The sequence below is a fragment of the Apilactobacillus timberlakei genome (genome assembly GCF_002993965.1).
In the GTDB taxonomy this organism is placed as follows: domain Bacteria; phylum Bacillota; class Bacilli; order Lactobacillales; family Lactobacillaceae; genus Apilactobacillus; species Apilactobacillus timberlakei.
This window is the reverse complement of sequence record NZ_POST01000002.1, coordinates 265,469-278,639: the sequence shown is the minus strand read 5'-3', so window position 1 is coordinate 278,639 and position 13,171 is coordinate 265,469. Positions and strand designations below refer to the sequence as shown.

Sequence of the window (13,171 nt, the reverse complement as noted above, 5' to 3'; positions counted from 1 at the left end):
AAGCATATTATTTCAAGGAGGTGCACATTATGTACGCAATTATTTTAACAGGCGGCAAGCAATATAAAGTTGCTGAAGGTGAATCAATTTACGTTGAAAAGTTAAACGCAAATGAAGGTGACAAGGTTAAATTTGACCAAGTTGTTTTCGTTGGTGGTGACTCAGCTAAGGTTGGTACTCCTCTAGTAGACGGTGCTTCAGTTGAAGGTACTGTTGAAAAGCACGGTCGTGGTAAGAAGATTACTATTCTTCGTTACAAACCTAAGAAGGGTGCTCGTTCAAAGAAAGGTCATAGACAACCATACACTAAGGTTACTATCGACTCAATCAATGCATAATTAAAGAGGATAAAATGATTAAAGTTACTATTTCTCATAATAATTTAAGTGATAATATAAATTCATTTAAAATAACTGGTCATGCTGATTCAGGAGAGTATGGTAAGGATATAGTTTGTGCTGCAGTTTCAGTTTTATCCATTACTACTGTAAATGGATTGAATGAAGTTGCTGAGTTGGATCCTAAAGTTAAAAGCAATGATATTGATGGTGGCTTTATGGAGGTAACTATTCCTAATACTAAAAATCATGATAATATGATTGCTTCTCAAGCTATTTTACGTAGCTTTGAGAATGGAATGATTGATATTTCTAAAAGTTATGCAAAATATATTAAATTAAATATAATAAGCGATTAAATTGTACGGAGGTGTAATTCAATGTTAGAAATGAATCTACAATTCTTCTCTCACCATAAAGGGGGAGGTTCAACTGCTAACGGTCGTGATTCTGCAGGTCGTCGTTTAGGTACTAAGGCTGCTGATGGCTCAACTGTTACAACTGGTTCAATTATTTACCGTCAACGTGGTACACATATTTACCCTGGTAAGAATGTTAAACGTGCCGGTGACGATACTTTATTTGCTTTAGTTGACGGTGTTGTACGTTTTGAACGTATGGGCCGCAAGAAGCGCCAAGTTTCAGTATACCCTGTTTCTGAAGCAGTTGCTAAATAATTAAGTAAATAATGTATTAAAAGCCTGATTATCAGGCTTTTTTTATTATAAAATATAATGTTATAATATTATTAAGTAATGGTGCTACAAATAACTATTCAATTAGTTAATATTAGGAGGATTATTTTAATTATGGCAGTAATTTCAACAGCTAAATTTAAAACTGGATTAACAATCAAGGTTGATAATGCTATCTGGCGTATTATTAGTTTTCAACACGTAAAGCCTGGTAAAGGTGGAGCATTCGTTCGTTCTAAGCTAAAGAATTTGAGAACTGGTGCGGTTCAAGATAAAACATTCCGTTCTGGTGCTAAAATGGAACAAGCACAAATTGATTCAAGAACTATGCAATATTTGTATGAAGATGGTTCTGGATATGTTTTCATGGATATGGAAACTTATGATCAACTTACTGTTCCTGGCGATAAAATTAAGGATGCTTTAAACTACTTACAAGAAAATATGGAAGTAAGTATTGTTCAATATGAAAATGAAGTAATTGGAATTGAAGTTCCTAATACAGTTACTCTTCAAGTTGCAGAAACTGAACCAAGTATTAAAGGTAATACTGCTTCTGGTGGAAGCAAACCAGCTAAAATGACTACTGGATTAATTGTTCAAGTTCCATTCTTTGTTAATTCTGACGATAAATTAATTATTAACACTACTGATGGAAGTTATATTTCAAGAGCTTAATTTTTTGAAATTTAATTACTCAATTGGGGGTAATCTTTATGGCAGAAGGAAATAACATTGCTTTAAAAAACTCAAGTGCTCAAGAAGGAGATGTTCAAATATCTCCACGAGTACTAGAAATAATTGCTAGTATTGCTGCTGTTCAAGTTAAGGGTGTTAACAGTATGCGTGGTTCTTTAGCTACTAGTGTAAATGAATTATTTGGTAGAAAAGAATTTGGCAAGGGAATTAAATTAAATTTTGACGATGATAAATTAATTGTCGATGTTTATGTTTACTTAAATTATGGTGTTGCCGTGCCTAAAGTGGCTTTAAATATCCAAGAACAAGTAAAACAACAGCTCTTATTCATGACTGAATTAAACTTAGGCGAAGTTAATGTTCATGTAGAGGGAATTGTTCCTGAAAAAACGGACGATAAATTTGATTCAAATGACTTATTTGATGATAACGATAGTAATAATAAGGGTGAACAATAGTGAATTTTACAAGACATAAAATAAGAGAGTTTGCATTTCAAACTTTATTTGCGATTAATGCAAATGATACTACTGATAAAGAACTTTTTTTTCATGCTATTTCTAAAACACAAGACGAAATTCCATCATATTATTTGGAATTAGTTAATGGTGTTTTGGAACATAAAGAAGATTTAGATAATAAAATTAGTGAATATCTTGTTTCAGGATGGTCAATTAATAGAATTGCTAAAACCGATTTAGCAGTTCTCAGAATGGCTTTTTTTGAAATCTATTATGTAGATGATATTCCAAATAAGGTTGCAATTAATGAAGCCTTAGAGTTAACAAAAAAATATAGTGATGATCATTCACGTAAGTTCGTTAATGGCGTTTTATCTAACGCTATTTCATAATGAAAAGATAGGTTTGCTTAACTGCAAATCTATTTTTTTAATGCATAAATTAAATTTAATGTGCTAGAATAAACATAAAATGAATGGGGTGTTTTCTATATGGCAACTATTATTGATGGAAAATCATTAGCAAAAAAACTTAATGAAAATACTAGGTTAACTGTAAGTAAGATGAAAAAAAATGGAATAATACCTTGTCTAGCAGTTATTATTGTGGGTAATGATCAAGCTAGCAAAAGATATGTTAGGAGTAAGCATAAAAAGGCTGAAAAACTAGGTATCAAATCAATAGTAAAAGAAATGCCAGAAGAAACTACACAAGCAGAATTACTTAAAGTTTTGAACGATTATAATAATGATAGTGATATAAATGCAATTTTGATTCAATCACCACTTCCTAAACATATTGATGAAAAATATATTATGGGACAAATTAATCCAAAAAAGGATGTCGATGGATTCCAAATAATTAATTCTGGTAAATTGTTTTTAGATGAAACAGAAAATTATCCAGTTGCTTGTACTCCTAAAGGTATTATGAAAATGCTTGAGGAATATAATATTGAGCTTGTAGGCAAGAAGGCAGTTGTAATCGGTAGAAGCACAATTGTTGGAAGGCCAATGGCAGCTTTATTGATTAATGCTGGAGCTGAAGTTAGCATAATTAATCATCATGCTAATGTTAATGATTATACTAAAGATGCTGATATTATAGTTTCAGCAACTGGTAAATTACATACGGTTAATAAAAATGATGTTAAAAAAGGTTCCACAATTATTGATGTTGGTCAAAATTTAGATGAAAATGGAAAATTAGTCGGAGATGTCGACTATCAAGAAGTTTCTGAAATTGCCGGATATATTACTCCGGTACCAGGAGGAGTGGGACCTATGACAATTAGTACATTAATGACTCAAACCGTTGAACTTACAAAATGGAGTGACTCTTTATAATGAGTAATGACTATTTATCAGTTAGTGATTTAACTAGCTATATTAAGAAAAAATTTGATCGTGATCCTTATTTAGGAAAAATATATTTAACTGGTGAAATATCTAATTTTAGATTAAGACCAGTTCATCAATATTTTAGTCTTAAAGATGATAATGCTAAAATAAGTGCAATTATGTTTAAATCAGCATTTAATAAAGTTAAATTCACTCCTGAAGAAGGTATGAAGGTGTTAGTTACTGGTAGGGTATCTTTATATGAAAAAACTGGTAATTATCAAATATACATTGATCATATGGAACCTGATGGTGTTGGCGAACTTTATCAAGCATATGAACAATTGAAGAATAAACTTTCAAAAGAAGGGCTGTTCTCCGCGCCTAAAAAAGCGCTAACCAAATTTCCTAAAAGAATTGCAGTTGTTACTTCACCTAGTGGTGCTGTAATTAGAGATATTATTACTACTACTAGAAGAAGATATCCAATTGCTCAAATTGTACTTTTTCCGGCTGTAGTTCAAGGTAATGAAGCAGCAGCAGATATTACTAGTCAAATTAAAAGAGTAAATGATATGGGAAACTTTGATACTTTGATTATTGGACGTGGCGGAGGATCCATTGAAGATTTATGGCCATTTAATGAAGAGATAGTTGCCAGGGCTATTTTTGATAGTAATATTCCAATTATTTCTTCGGTTGGACATGAAACTGATACTACAATTGCTGATTTAGTAGCTGATGTGAGAGCTGCTACGCCAACTGCCGCTGCTGAGCTATCTGTTCCTGTGTTAACAGATGTACTAACAGAATTACAAAAAGATGAGCTAAGGATATTTAATGCGTTTAAGAACATATTGAATACGCTTAATCAAAGATTAAATAAAGCAAAAGAATCATATATATTTAAACAGCCTGATAGGTTATATGATTCATATTTACAAAGTTTAGATGCTTTACGTGAAAAGTTATTTAACAATATGAATAATAAGTTTAATTATGTTGATAAGCAATTTAATCAATTAAAAAATGGGTTAAAACTTAATTCCCCAAGGCAACAAGTTGAATCGAATATACAAATATTGAAAATTAAAAAACAACAATTACAAAGAAATATTGATTTGATTATTAAGAACAAAGAGAATAATTTAAATAATATCATTGAATCATTAGATCATTTAAGTCCTCTTAAAACAATGTCTAGAGGTTTTAGTTATACAACTGATGAAAATAATAATGTAATTAAAAGTGTTGATAATTTAAATCCAGATTCAACAATAAATCTTAATTTAATAGATGGATCTGCAAAGGCGACTGTTAATTCAATAGAAAGGAAGCAAAAATAATGGCTGAAAAAGTTACTTTTGAAGAGAATATGCAAAAACTAGAACAAATTGTAAATGAATTGGAACAAGGTGATATTCCATTAGAGAAAGCTTTATTAGAATTTCAAAATGGAGTTAGTCTGACAAAAGATCTTCAAGCTACTTTAAAGAATGCTGAAAACACTCTTGCTAAAGAAATGACAAGTAATAATGAAGAAATTCCTTTTGAACAATCAGAAAGCGATAAAAACTAATGTTGGAAAAAATATTAAATGATTTTGAACAAGAAAACTTGACCAAAATTAATAATTATTTAGAATCTAATTTAAAAAAAGATATTAATCAAACTACTTTGGCTGATTCAATGTATTACTCATTAATGGCAGGTGGTAAAAGATTACGACCTTTGTTGACGTTAGCAACTATGAAAACTTTAAATCATAGTATAAATGAAGATGATTTAAGGGCTACTTGTGCAATTGAATTATTGCATACATACTCATTAATTCATGATGATTTACCAGCTATGGATAATGATGACCTGCGTAGAGGGATGCCTACCAATCATGTTAAATTTGGTGCTGGAATGGCCACTTTAGCTGGAGATGGATTACTTTCTTTAGCTTTTCAATGGGTTTCTGATAATAATTTATCTAGTGATATTAAATCACAACTTACCCTAATGCTTTCAAAAGCTAGTGGACCCAGCGGTATGGTTGCCGGACAAGCATCAGATATTGAATTTGAAAATAAAACCTTAAATTTAGAATCTTTAAAAAAACTACATCGTGGTAAAACAGGTGCTTTAATTCATTATGCTGTTTCTGCTGGTGCTGTTATGTCGGATTCTAATAAAAATTTACAAAATCTTTTATCTAGCTATGCAGATGATTATGGTTTAGCTTTTCAAATATATGATGATATTTTAGATGTTGTCGCTACTTCTAAACAGCTAGGTAAGCCAGTTCATCAAGATGATAAAAAGAATACTTATCCTAATTTAATTGGCTTGAAAAACTCATATAAAGAATTAGAACAAGTTTTAGATCATAGTCATAAGATACTTAATCAAATAGAAGAAAATTATGGGATTGATACTGATTTGTTAGCAGCATTCCTGACTTACTTTAAAATTAGTTAATAGGAGCAGTTTATTAATGAAAAAGCAAAGAGTTGATGTACTTTTAGTTCAACAAGGACTTTTCGATACTAGAGAAAAAGCTAAAAGAGCTGTAATGGCAGGTGAAATTTTAGGAAAAAATGAAGAAAGACTAGATAAACCAGGAACTAAAATTTCCGATGAAACTAAACTTCATTTAAAAGGGAAACCAATGCCATATGTTAGTCGTGGAGGACTAAAATTAGCTAAAGCGTTAAAAGTTTTCAATATAGACGTTAGTAATAAAGTGGTATTAGATATAGGATCATCAACTGGTGGATTTACTGATGTCATGTTGCAAAATGGTGCTAAGTTAAGTTATGCACTTGATGTTGGAAGCAACCAATTAGTTTGGAAACTAAGAGAAGATCCACGCGTTGAAGTAATGGAACATACCAATTTTAGATATAGTAAACTAGATGATTTTGATAAAGGACAACCAGAATTTTCATCAATCGATGTTTCTTTTATATCACTACATCTAATTTTGCCACCATTAAAAAACATTTTAAAAAAAGGTGGAGAAGTTGTTGCTTTAGTAAAGCCACAATTTGAAGCTGGTAGAGATAAAATTGGTAAACATGGAATTATTAGAGATCATAAAGTTCATGCCGAAGTTTTAGATGATATTATAAATTTCTCAATTAAATCTGGTTATTCAGTTAAAGGACTAGATTATTCTCCTATTAAGGGAGGGGAAGGTAATATTGAATTTTTACTACATCTAAAATCTGATGATGATCCATTAATTGATTCTAGTGTTTCAATTGATGACACAATTGAAAAATCTGATAATTTAGGATAGTTTACCTTATTTAATAATTCTTGAGAGGAAGTTCTTTAATTGCTAGAAAATTTATCAATAAGTAATTTAGCAATCATCGATAAATTAGAGATAGATTTTTCATCTGGCATGACAGTACTTACTGGAGAAACTGGTGCTGGTAAATCTATTATTATTGACGCTGTTGGATTATTAGCTGGTAACCGTGGGTCACAAAAATTTATTAGAAATGGTAGTAACAAACTTTTAATTCAAGGCTTATTTGTTTTCCCACAAAATGGATTAACATATAAGATTCTTGATGATTTAGGAATTGATCATAGTGATGGCAATGTTATTTTGCAAAGAGAGATTTACCGTAATGGTAAAAATATTTGTCGTGTAAATGGTATTTTGGTTAATACCACTACTTTAAAAAGAATTGGATCAACAGTTGTAGACATTCAGGGGCAAAATGATAGTCAAGATTTAATGCAACCGGATAAACATGTTAAATTATTAGATGAATTTGGTTCCGATGAATTGCAACCACTTTTAAAAGAATATAATCATTATTATGAAAAATATAATCGACTCAGTAAACTAATTGAAGAAAAACGTAATAATGAAAAAGAATGGTCTCAAAGATTAGACATGCTCCAATTTCAAGAAAATGAAATTGGTAATGCCAATTTAGAAAATGGTGAAGAAGAAAGATTATCCAAAGAACGTGATCATTTACAAAATTATCAAAAAATTGTTGACTCTTTAAACTTATCTTTTAGTTCAATTAATGGTGATGATGCAATTAGTCCTTTAGATATGATTGGTCAAGCGATGAATGCAATGCAATCAATTGAAGATGTCGATTCTAAATTTGGTGAGATATCGGATAACATAAAGGATGCTTTTTATTTATTGCAAGATGCGTCTGATAATATTTCTGATCAAGTTGATTTGCAAGAGTTTGATGATAATCGTTTAGAAGAAATTGAAGAAAGATTGAACATTATTTATGAACTAAAACGAAAATACGGTGATTCGATCGAGCAGATATTACAACACTATGATAATGTCAAAAATGAATTGTCTTCTATGCAATCTGATAAGGAAACTGGCGAAGACCTTACCGAACAATACAATCATACTTATGATAAATTAGAAACTGTATCCCAAAAAATTAGTTCAGTTAGGCATAAGGTGTCTGTTGGATTAGAGAATGCAATTCATCAACAGTTATCTGATTTATATATGTCAAAGACTGAATTTAAAGTTATTTTTAATAAGTTACCTAATAAAGCATTTAATCAGTTTGGAAATGAACATGTAGAATTTTATATGCGTACTAATCCAGGAGAAAGTTTATTGCCATTGAGTAAAATAGCTTCTGGTGGTGAAATTTCTAGGATTCTTCTAGCTCTAAAAACGGTATTTGCTAGTTCTCAAGGAATTACTTCCATTGTTTTTGATGAAGTTGATACTGGTGTTTCTGGTAGAGTTGCACAAGCTATTGCTGATAAAATTTCTTCTATTTCTAGGCAATCACAAGTTTTATGTATCACTCATTTACCACAAGTGGCTGCAATGGCCGATCATCATTATTTCATAAAAAAAGAAGTTTCCAATGATCGTACTAATACTAATTTAGTTAAATTAGGTAGTGATGATCGAGTAGAAGAACTTGCTAGGATGTTATCTGGTTCCACTGTTACTAAGTTAACAATGGAACATGCTAATGAATTGCTTAATTTAGCAGATGACGAGAAAAAATAAATTTGAAAATTTTACTTAAATAGACCATAATAGTAATAATATTATTTAATTTTAAGGGGTTTTATAATGGCAAAACGAGGAATGCTAATTGTTCTTTCTGGTCCTTCGGGTGTTGGTAAAGGTACTGTTAGAAAAGCACTTTTTAATCAACCCAATGTAGATTTTAAATATTCAATTTCAATGACTACTAGAAAGCCTCGTGAAGGCGAAGTTAATGGAAAAGACTATTTTTTTGTTTCTAAGGAACAATTTGAGAATCATATTAAAAATGGAGAAGTATTGGAATATGCTAAGTATGTTGACAATTATTACGGTACACCATTAAAATATGTAAATGAGACTTTAGATGCTGGCCATGATGTTTTCTTAGAAATTGAAGTTAATGGTGCAATGCAAGTTAGAGCTAATTGCCCTGAAGCAATATTTGTATTTTTGACTCCACCTGATTTAGTAGTTCTAAAGAACCGTCTAATTGGTCGTGGTACTGATGATATGGAAGTCATTAATAAGCGAATTAAAAAGGCTGTTTTAGAAATTAAAATGATGCGTAACTACGACTATGCTGTTTTGAATGATAAAGTAGAGAATGCTGTTGATAGAATTCAAACTATTATTAGTAGTGAAAGACTTAAAGTAAATCGTGTTATGCCAGATTATTTATCATCGTTAGGAGACGAAGCTTAATGTTATTATACCCATCTGTAGATAAACTACTTGAAAGAGTCGATTCTAGATATTCATTAATTATGTTAGCTAGTAAAAGAGCTCATGAAATTGAATCCGGTTCTCCATTATTATTAGATAGCTATAAATCAAGAAAGCCAGTTGGTAAGGCTTTTGAAGAAATTGCTGCTGGTAAGGTAGAACTTACAAGAACCGAAAAATAATTTTTAAAACCTTTGCATTGATTGCAAGGGTTTTTATTTTTAATTTGGTAATAAAATTTTGATACAATATTAATAAATAATGATTGAGGTGTAAAAAATGTTTAATAATCTAAACGTTGCATTATATGTGTCTGGTAGTATTGCTGCTTATAAGTCACTAACCTTGGCTAGAGATTTAATTAAGCAGGGTGCAAATGTAAGAGTAATAATGACAAATAGTGCACAACTATTTGTAACTCCACTTGCATTTCAGACGCTTACTAAAAATAAGGTTTTTACTAACATTAGTGAAGAACCAGATGAAAAAGAAATAACCCATATTAATATTGCAAAATGGACCGATATATCACTTATTGCCCCTGCAACTGCTAATTTTATTTCTAAGATAGCTAACGGTATTGCAGATGATGCTGCTAGTACTACCTTATTAGCAACTGATGGTAAGAAAATCTTAGTACCAGCAATGAATGATCATATGTGGAATAATCCGGCTACCATAAGGAATATTAATACATTAAAAAATGATGGTATAATTATTTTTTCACCTACAAAGGGTTATTTAGCTGAAGGTTATTCTGGTAAAGGTAGAATGATTGAACCAGAGTTAATTATAGAAAAAATGGAGAGCAAATTAAGTAATAGTCATTTATTAGAGGGAAAAAGGGTCATTGTTACTGCTGGTGGAACTAGAGAGTCTATTGATCCAGTTAGGTATATAAGTAATAATTCATCTGGTAAAATGGGATATGCGATTGCAGATGCTGCTATCAATGCAGGTGCTGACGTTACACTTATTAGTGCTCCTTCCAAATTGACTGCCAATGATAAAGCAAGATTAATTTCTGTTAATTCATCCGAGGATATGGAGAATGCAATTAAAGATAATTTTTATCAGTCAGATATCTTAATTATGGCAGCTGCAGTTTCTGACTATAAGCCAGTTAGTTATTCTGATCAAAAAATTAAGAAAAATGATGATAATTTATTTATAAAATTGTCGAGAACTAGTGATATTTTAAAAGAAATTGCAAAAATCAAATCTGATCAATTTGTAGTAGGTTTTGCAGCTGAAACGCAAAATTTAATTGAGAATGCTAAAAGTAAATTACAACACAAGAATCTTGATATGTTAGTTGCTAACGATGTTTCTGGAGATAAAGTTGGCTTTAATAGTGATAATAATAAAGTTTACTTTATTGATAATAATGGAATAATTAGCCAAACTGGTATTGAAAGTAAGCAAAAAATTTCCAATGATTTAATAAAACTTATTAGTGAAAGAATTGATAAATAGGGAAGAGATATATTGAATTTAGCAAAAATAATTGTTGATGTACCCACTATGCAAACTAACGAGCCTTATACTTATCAAATCCCTGACTTCTTAAATGAACAACTAGAAAAAGGAATGCGAGTAATAGTTCCTTTTGGTAATGGTAGTCGTAAGGTTCAAGGAATTATTTGGGAAATAAATCATGATGGTAAGTTTGATGGTAAGTTAAAAGCTATTGAAAGTGTCATGGATCTTGAACCTGTATTAAATGATGAACTATTATTAATGTCAAAATGGATGGCTAATAAGACCTTTTCTTTTCAAATTAGTTGCATCTTAACAATGTTGCCTAGTGTGATGCGTGCTAAGTATCAAAAGCAATTGAAATTAGTTGATGATATTGATGATGAAAATGTGGCTAAAATATTTAGTAAGTCTAAAATTGTAGATTTTAATCCAGAAGAATTTAATAAAGATATATTAAGAAAAATTTTGAGCCTAAAGAAGAAAAATAAGATTGAAATTAAATACAATGTTAAAAATAAAGCACAATCTAAAAAAATATTAGGTTTAAAGCCTAATATTTTCGATAATGATATAGATAAAGAATTATCAAGCTTACGTTCTAATGCTATCAAGCAAAAAAATATTTTATATTATATTCGAGATTATCCTAATAAGATAATTTCACAAAGAAAACTATGCAAAAAATATGATATATCTGAGTCTGCTGTTAAAACTGCTGTTAAGAAGGGATGGTTTGAACAATTTCAGATAGAAGCTTATCGTAATCCATACAAGCAGCCAGTTAAAAGAAATTATCCTTTAAAACTAAATTTTGACCAAGCAAATGCAGTAGATCAAATTAGTAATTCAATCAATAATAATAATAGTAAAGTATTTTTACTAGAGGGTGTTACAGGTTCAGGTAAAACAGAAGTATACTTGCAGGCTATGCAAAAAGCCCTAGCTATAGGCAAATCAACTTTAATGTTAGTGCCAGAAATTGCTTTAACGCCGCAAATGGCTAATCGAGTAAAAGGTAGATTTGGTGATAGAGTTGCGATGCTTCATAGCGGACTTTCTAATGGTGAAAAATATGATGAATGGCGTCGAATAAATAATGGTCAAGCAGATGTGGTAGTTGGTGCGAGATCGGCTGTATTTGCTCCATTAAAAAATATTGGTTTAATTATTATGGATGAAGAACATGATACTAGTTATAAACAGGATGATACCCCACGTTATCATACTAGGGATGTTGCTAAGTGGCGTGCCAAATATTATAAATGTCCAGTTATATTAGGAAGTGCAACCCCTTCTTTAGAATCGAGAGCAAGAGCAACTAAGGGAGTTTATTCTTTGATAAGATTACCGCATCGAATTAATAATCAATCACTACCAAATGTGAAAATTATTGATATGAAGAATGAACTAATTAATAGTGGCGATGAAGACTTTTCTTCTGAGCTGTTAAATGCAATTAGAAATCGTATTAGTAAAGGTGAACAAACCGTTTTAATGTTGAATCGTAGAGGTTATTCTTCATTTATAATGTGTAGAACTTGTGGATTTGTATTGAAATGTCCTAATTGTGATATTTCATTGACATTGCATATGGATACTAAAACAATGAAATGCCATTATTGCGGTCATGAAGAACCCATACCATATAAATGTCCTAATTGTCGCGATAAAAAAATTAGGTACTATGGAACAGGAACTCAAAAAGTGCAAAAAAAATTACAAACATTAATTCCTGATGCTCGTATCATTAGAATGGATGTTGATACTACTAGAAGAAAGGGTTCTCATGAAAGACTCTTACAAGAGTTTGGTCAAGGTAATGCTGACATATTGTTAGGAACACAAATGATTGCCAAAGGTTTAGATTTTCCTAACGTGACTCTGGTCGGTGTTTTAAATGCTGATACATCATTAGACTTGCCCGATTTTCGTTCTAGTGAAAAGACATTTGAACTATTAACCCAAGTTAGTGGTCGTGCAGGTCGTGCAGATAAGGAAGGTTTAGTTTATATTCAAACATTTAATCCAGATAATTATGCTATTCAGTTATCTAGACAGCAAGATTATGAAAAATTTTATCGAACTGAAATGAATATTAGACATATAACCAACTATCCACCATATTATTTTACTGTTAAAATAACTGCTAGCGATGTAAATGAATCTAAAGCAGCTGCAAAGATGTTTGAAATATCAAAAATATTAAAAGCTAAGTTAAGTAATCAGACAATTATGTTGGGGCCATCGCCTAGTTCTATTTTGAGAATAAAAAATAAATATTATTATCAAATTATTATTAAATATAAAAATGAACCTAATTTACATGCCTGTTTAGGATACATTTTGCAACATTATCAAAAAGATGCACAAAAGGGACTTTATATAAATATTGATCCTAATCCATTAAACTTTATGTAAGGAAGTATATAAA

Annotated in this window: 16 protein-coding genes and 1 other annotated feature (1 of these 17 only partly in view); all 16 genes read left to right on the top strand. The window is 30.6% G+C overall.

Translation table 11 applies throughout. The features are described 5' to 3' along the window. Window positions 1-10, top strand: a sequence feature (ribosomal protein L21 leader region) (it extends 68 nt beyond the left edge of the window). Between the two features lie 19 nt (window positions 11-29). Then, the gene (rplU, locus tag C7N71_RS03340) at window positions 30-338 is read left to right on the top strand and encodes a 50S ribosomal protein L21 (RefSeq protein ID WP_105987746.1); all 309 of its coding nucleotides are present in this window, start codon (window positions 30-32) and stop codon (window positions 336-338) included. A 14-nt stretch (window positions 339-352) separates the two neighbouring features. Beyond that, window positions 353-697 carry a ribosomal-processing cysteine protease Prp gene (locus tag C7N71_RS03335; protein WP_105987745.1) on the top strand — a complete coding sequence of 115 codons (345 nt, stop codon included), beginning with the start codon at window positions 353-355 and terminating at the stop codon, window positions 695-697. Window positions 698-718: 21 nt separating this feature from the next. Next, a complete protein-coding gene (rpmA, locus tag C7N71_RS03330) occupies window positions 719-1,015 on the top strand; it encodes a 50S ribosomal protein L27 (RefSeq protein WP_105964537.1) in 297 nt (98 codons plus the stop codon). Between the two features lie 132 nt (window positions 1,016-1,147). Next, a complete protein-coding gene (gene efp / locus C7N71_RS03325) occupies window positions 1,148-1,711 on the top strand; it encodes an elongation factor P (protein ID WP_105955965.1) in 564 nt (187 codons plus the stop codon). A gap of 38 nt (window positions 1,712-1,749) precedes the next feature. Continuing rightward, window positions 1,750-2,190, top strand: coding sequence for an Asp23/Gls24 family envelope stress response protein (locus C7N71_RS03320; protein WP_105987744.1), 441 nt, complete (start codon window positions 1,750-1,752; stop codon window positions 2,188-2,190). Beyond that, on the top strand, window positions 2,190-2,585 hold the full coding sequence (gene nusB, locus C7N71_RS03315) for a transcription antitermination factor NusB (protein WP_105987743.1): 396 nt from the start codon (window positions 2,190-2,192) through the stop codon (window positions 2,583-2,585). The genes C7N71_RS03320 and nusB overlap by 1 nt, the downstream gene beginning before the upstream one ends. A gap of 99 nt (window positions 2,586-2,684) precedes the next feature. Then, a complete protein-coding gene (locus C7N71_RS03310) occupies window positions 2,685-3,539 on the top strand; it encodes a bifunctional 5,10-methylenetetrahydrofolate dehydrogenase/5,10-methenyltetrahydrofolate cyclohydrolase (RefSeq protein ID WP_105987742.1) in 855 nt (284 codons plus the stop codon). Next, window positions 3,536-4,879, top strand: a complete 1,344-nt coding sequence (gene xseA, locus C7N71_RS03305; protein WP_318530532.1) for an exodeoxyribonuclease VII large subunit — start codon at window positions 3,536-3,538, stop codon at window positions 4,877-4,879. The genes C7N71_RS03310 and xseA overlap by 4 nt, the downstream gene beginning before the upstream one ends. After that, window positions 4,879-5,112, top strand: a complete 234-nt coding sequence (locus tag C7N71_RS03300) for an exodeoxyribonuclease VII small subunit (RefSeq protein ID WP_105987740.1) — start codon at window positions 4,879-4,881, stop codon at window positions 5,110-5,112. Before xseA ends, C7N71_RS03300 begins: the two co-directional genes overlap by 1 nt. Next, the gene (locus C7N71_RS03295; RefSeq protein ID WP_105987739.1) at window positions 5,112-5,999 is read left to right on the top strand and encodes a polyprenyl synthetase family protein; all 888 of its coding nucleotides are present in this window, start codon (window positions 5,112-5,114) and stop codon (window positions 5,997-5,999) included. The genes C7N71_RS03300 and C7N71_RS03295 overlap by 1 nt, the downstream gene beginning before the upstream one ends. A 16-nt stretch (window positions 6,000-6,015) precedes the next feature. Beyond that, window positions 6,016-6,822 carry a TlyA family RNA methyltransferase gene (locus tag C7N71_RS03290; RefSeq protein WP_105987738.1) on the top strand — a complete coding sequence of 269 codons (807 nt, stop codon included), beginning with the start codon at window positions 6,016-6,018 and terminating at the stop codon, window positions 6,820-6,822. Window positions 6,823-6,861: 39 nt separating this feature from the next. Further along, the gene (gene recN / locus C7N71_RS03285) at window positions 6,862-8,553 is read left to right on the top strand and encodes a DNA repair protein RecN (protein WP_105987737.1); all 1,692 of its coding nucleotides are present in this window, start codon (window positions 6,862-6,864) and stop codon (window positions 8,551-8,553) included. A 66-nt stretch (window positions 8,554-8,619) separates the two neighbouring features. Next, complete coding sequence (gene gmk / locus C7N71_RS03280; RefSeq protein ID WP_105964546.1) at window positions 8,620-9,237, top strand: guanylate kinase; 618 nt, start codon at window positions 8,620-8,622, stop codon at window positions 9,235-9,237. After that, entirely contained in the window at window positions 9,237-9,440 is a 204-nt protein-coding gene (gene rpoZ / locus C7N71_RS03275) for a DNA-directed RNA polymerase subunit omega (protein WP_105964547.1), read from the top strand. The genes gmk and rpoZ overlap by 1 nt, the downstream gene beginning before the upstream one ends. Before the next feature lie 97 nt (window positions 9,441-9,537). Further along, entirely contained in the window at window positions 9,538-10,734 is a 1,197-nt protein-coding gene (gene coaBC, locus C7N71_RS03270; RefSeq protein WP_105987736.1) for a bifunctional phosphopantothenoylcysteine decarboxylase/phosphopantothenate--cysteine ligase CoaBC, read from the top strand. Window positions 10,735-10,743: 9 nt separating this feature from the next. After that, the gene (gene priA, locus C7N71_RS03265; RefSeq protein ID WP_105987735.1) at window positions 10,744-13,158 is read left to right on the top strand and encodes a primosomal protein N'; all 2,415 of its coding nucleotides are present in this window, start codon (window positions 10,744-10,746) and stop codon (window positions 13,156-13,158) included. The last annotated feature ends 13 nt before the right edge of the window (window positions 13,159-13,171 follow it).

Excerpts from the sequence above, each read along its gene's own strand:
- rplU (WP_105987746.1), top strand. The coding sequence starts at position 30 with ATGTACGCAATTATTTTAACAGGCGGCAAGCAATATAAAGTTGCTGAA.
- C7N71_RS03320 (WP_105987744.1), top strand. The coding sequence starts at position 1,750 with ATGGCAGAAGGAAATAACATTGCTTTAAAAAACTCAAGTGCTCAAGAA.
- C7N71_RS03295 (WP_105987739.1), top strand. The coding sequence starts at position 5,112 with ATGTTGGAAAAAATATTAAATGATTTTGAACAAGAAAACTTGACCAAA.
- C7N71_RS03310 (WP_105987742.1), top strand. The coding sequence starts at position 2,685 with ATGGCAACTATTATTGATGGAAAATCATTAGCAAAAAAACTTAATGAA.
- rpoZ (WP_105964547.1), top strand. The coding sequence starts at position 9,237 with ATGTTATTATACCCATCTGTAGATAAACTACTTGAAAGAGTCGATTCT.
- coaBC (WP_105987736.1), top strand. The coding sequence starts at position 9,538 with ATGTTTAATAATCTAAACGTTGCATTATATGTGTCTGGTAGTATTGCT.
- rpmA (WP_105964537.1), top strand. The coding sequence starts at position 719 with ATGTTAGAAATGAATCTACAATTCTTCTCTCACCATAAAGGGGGAGGT.
- C7N71_RS03300 (WP_105987740.1), top strand. The coding sequence starts at position 4,879 with ATGGCTGAAAAAGTTACTTTTGAAGAGAATATGCAAAAACTAGAACAA.
- efp (WP_105955965.1), top strand. The coding sequence starts at position 1,148 with ATGGCAGTAATTTCAACAGCTAAATTTAAAACTGGATTAACAATCAAG.
- gmk (WP_105964546.1), top strand. The coding sequence starts at position 8,620 with ATGGCAAAACGAGGAATGCTAATTGTTCTTTCTGGTCCTTCGGGTGTT.
- C7N71_RS03290 (WP_105987738.1), top strand. The coding sequence starts at position 6,016 with ATGAAAAAGCAAAGAGTTGATGTACTTTTAGTTCAACAAGGACTTTTC.
- C7N71_RS03335 (WP_105987745.1), top strand. The coding sequence starts at position 353 with ATGATTAAAGTTACTATTTCTCATAATAATTTAAGTGATAATATAAAT.